The organism is Amycolatopsis sp. SID8362 (assembly GCF_010550475.1).
In the GTDB taxonomy this organism is placed as follows: Bacteria; Actinomycetota; Actinomycetes; order Mycobacteriales; family Pseudonocardiaceae; genus Amycolatopsis; species Amycolatopsis eburnea.
The window spans coordinates 1-3923 of record NZ_JAAGNB010000080.1; the positions used below are offsets into that span (position 1 = coordinate 1).

1 protein-coding gene and 1 pseudogene are annotated in these 3923 nt (G+C 74.1%); both read right to left on the bottom strand.

Annotation, left to right across the window (positions count from 1 at the left end):
* Positions 1-3178: pseudogene (locus G3I65_RS02955) on the bottom strand (type I polyketide synthase); the annotation flags it as partial.
* A gap of 78 nt (positions 3179-3256) precedes the next feature.
* Positions 3257-3923, bottom strand: a 667-nt coding sequence (locus G3I65_RS02960; protein ID WP_239070336.1) for an acyl carrier protein, incomplete at its 5' end; no start/stop codon positions are given.

Below are 3923 nucleotides of genomic sequence, written 5' to 3' on the forward strand. Positions count from 1 at the left end.
GGGTCAGCCGGCGGGCGAAGACACCGTCGGGCCGGACGGCGAGTTCGTCCTCGGGGCCGGTCAGCGCGCCGAGGAACAAGTCGACGGTGGCGTCGTCCGCGTCGGCGGGCAGGTCGGCGACGCCGCCCCAGCGGCTCGGCTGCTCCTGGCGGACGACCTGACCGAGCCCCCAGACGAGAGCCTGCTCCGGGTCGGTGACCGGGTCCGCGGCGCCGGTCGACACCGCGCCGCGGGTGGCCATCCACAACGGAACGTCGGCGCGGACCAGCGCCAGCGCGGCGGCGAATCCGGCGGGCACGTCCGGGTGACCCGGGGTCCGGCCGGATGGGGCGACGGCGATGACACCGCGAACACCGGTGGTGTCCCCGAGTTCGGCCGCGCGGACCACCTCGGCGCCGTGCCGGGTTAGGCCCTGGGCGATGCGGTCGGCGAGATCGTCGTCCGGCCCACACACGACCCAGGTTCCATCCACAGTGGACTGCTCGGCGGGGACGAGCCGCCAGGCGACTTCGTAGCGCAGGTCGTCGACGGCCGTGCGGCGGCGCGGGGCCGCGGGCTCGGACCAGTAGCGGTCGCGCTGGAACGGGTAGGTGGGCAGGGTGACGCGGCGGGTGCCGGTGCCGGCGAACAGCCCGGCCCAGTCGACGTCGGCGCCGCGGGCGAACGCCTCGCCCAGCGAGGTGAACATCCGGGTCAGGCCGCCGTCGCCGCGGCGCAGGGTGCCGACCGCGGCGGCCGCCGCCCCGGCCTCGTCGATGGTCTCCTCGACGCCGACGGTGAGCACCGGGTGGGCACTGCACTCGACGAAGACGGCCGCCCGCAGCCCGAGCAGGGTCGAGACGGCCTGGTCGAACCGGACGGGTTCACGCAGGTTGCGGTACCAGTAGGCCGCGTCGAGCCCGGCGGTGTCCAGCACTTCCCCGGTCACGGCGGACACGAAGGGGACCCGTCCGGATCGGGGCTTCACGTCGGCCAGCACCGAAGCCAGCTCGTCGGCCAGCAGCTCGACGTGAGCCGAGTGCGACGCGTAGTCGACGGCGATCCGCCGCGCCCGCACGTCCACCGCGGCCAGCAGCTCGTCGAGCGCCGCCGCCTCCCCGGAGACCACGACCGACGACGGGCCGTTCACCGCCGCGACCGAGATCCGCCCATCCCAGGACGCGATCAGCTCACGCGCACGGTCGACCGACGTGCCCAGCGACACCATCCCACCGAGTCCGGACAGCCGCAGGATCGCCTTACTCCGCAACGCTACTACCCGCGCACCGTCCTCAAGAGACAGTCCACCCGCGACAACTGCCGCCGCGATCTCCCCCTGCGAATGCCCCACGACGGCAGCGGGTTCGACGCCGTACGACCGCCACACCTCGGCCAGCGACACCATCACCGCCCACAGGACCGGCTGCACGACGTCGACCCGCTCGAGGTCGCCGTCGAGGGCTTCCAGGAGCTTCCAGTCCACAAAGGGCTCCAGCGCGGCCGCGCATTCGGCCATCCGCGCGGCGAACACCGGCGACGCCCCGAGCAGCTCCCGGCCCATCCCAGTCCACTGTGAACCCTGCCCCGGGAACACGAAGACGACGTCACCCGGATTGGCGGGCTCGCTGACTCCGTCGATGACGGCGTCGAGCCCGGAGGCGTCGAGGACGACGGCGCGGTGCTCGCGGACCGAGCGCGTGGTGGCCAGCGCGCGGCCGACGTCCACGGGGTCGCCGTCGTGGTCCAGCAGTGCCCGGGCGAGGTCGCGCAGTGCCGGGCCGGTCTTGGCCGACAGCACCCACGGCACGACGGGCAGCGGCGAGGACGGCTCGTCGACCTCGGCCGGGACCGCCTCGACGATCACGTGGGCGTTGGTGCCGCTGACCCCGAACGACGACACCCCGGCCCGCCGCGGCGTGCCGGTCTCCGGCCACGGCACGGCCTCGGTGAGCAGCCGGACCTGACCGGCCGACCAGTCCACGTGCGACGACGGCGCGTCGACGTGCAAGGTCCGGGGCAGCACGCCGTGGCGCATCGCTTCGATAATCTTGATGATGCCGCCAACCCCGGCCGCGGCCTGCGTGTGCCCGATGTTGGACTTCAGCGAACCCAGCCACAGCGGCCGCTCCCGGTCCTGCCCGTACGTCGCCAGCAGCGCCTCGGCCTCGATCGGGTCACCCAGCGTCGTGCCGGTGCCGTGCGCCTCGACGGCATCCACATCGGACGGTGCCAGCCGCGCGTTCGCCAGCGCGGCCCGGATCACCCGCTGCTGCGAAGGTCCGTTCGGGGCGGTGAGGCCGTTGGACGCGCCGTCGGAGTTGACCGCCGAGCCGCGCAGCACCGCGAGCACCGGGTGCCCGTGGCGGCGGGCGTCGGAAAGCCGTTCCAGCACGAGCATCCCGGCGCCCTCGCCCCACGCCGTCCCGTCGGCGGCTTCGGCGAAGGCCTTGCAGCGGCCGTCGGCGGCGAGCCCGTTCTGCTGGCTGAACTCGACGAACCCCTCGGGCGTGGTCATCACGGTGACCCCGCCGGCGAGTGCGAGGGAACATTCGCCCGCGCGCAGCGACTGCGCGGCGAGGTGCAGGGCGACGAGCGACGACGAGCACGCCGTGTCGACGGTCAGCGCCGGGCCTTCGAGACCGAACGTGTAGGCGATCCGGCCGGAGAAGACGCTGGCCGCGCTGCCGGTCAGGAGGTAGCCGGACAGGGCTTCGATCTGTTCTTCGGACGGCCCGGAGATCTGGGCCATGCCCCCGACGAACACGCCGGTGCGGCTGCCGCGCAGCCCGTCGACCGGCAGCCCGGCGCGCTCGAACGCCTCGTGCGCGACTTCCAGCAGCAGCCGCTGCTGCGGATCCATCGCGACGGCCTCGCGCGGCGAGATCCCGAAGAACTCGGGGTCGAAGTCCGCGGCTTCCGGCAGGAACCCGCCCTCGCGGACGTAGCTGTGCCCGGGCGTCGGGTCCCCGGGCCGGTAAAGCCGCGCGGTGTCCCAGCCGCGGTCGGCGGGGAAGCCGGCGATCGCGTCGGTCCCCGCGGCGACCAGGTCCCACAGCCGTTCGGGCGTGTCCGCCCCACCGGGGTACCGGCAGGCGGTCCCGACGATCGCGATCGGCTCCCCCGCCTTCTCCTCGGCCTCGCGCAGCCGCGCCCGGACGTCGTGCAGGTCGGCCGTCACTCGCTTGAGGAAGTAGCGGAGCTTGTCTTCACTCGACATGGGTGGTCCTCGGGGAACAGGGGGTCGCTGGGCAGCGGTGGAAGGGGGTCGGGGCGCGCATCACGAGATGCCGAACTCGGTGTCGAGGAGCCGGAACATCTCGTCGTCGTCGGCCGAGTCGAGGCGGTCCGCGATCGACTCGCGGTCCTCGCGCCACTGGGCGAGCAGGACCTCCAGCCGGGCCAGTGCCCGGCCGCGGTCCGCCGCATCAGCCGTCGTCAGACCGGCTTCGAGGCGGTCCAGCTCCTCGGTGAGGTCGTCGGCCGCCGGCTCGACGCGGGTGCGCAGGTGGGTGGCCAGCGCTTCCGCCGTCGGGTGGTCGAAGACCAGCGTGCTGGGCAGGCTGAGCCCGGTCGCGCGGGACAGCCCGTTGCGCAGCTCGACCGACGCCAGCGAGTCGAGGCCGAGGTCGCGCAGGGGCTGGCGGACGTCGACCGACTCCGGGGTCGCGTGCCCGAGCACCACGGCGATCTCGCCGCGCACGATGTCGAGCAGCAGCCGGTCCAGCTCGGGACCCGAAGCGCTGCCGAGGATCTCCGCGACGGCACCGCCGGCCGCCGGCTCGAGTGCCAGCACCTCGCGGACCTCGGGCAGCTCGCCGAGCAGCGGGCTCGGGCGCTGGGCGGTGAACGCCGGCACGAACCGCGTCCAGTCGACGTCCGCGACGACGACCGACGGCTCGTCCCGCTCGAGCGCCGCGATCAGCTCCGCGACCGCCCGCTCGGGC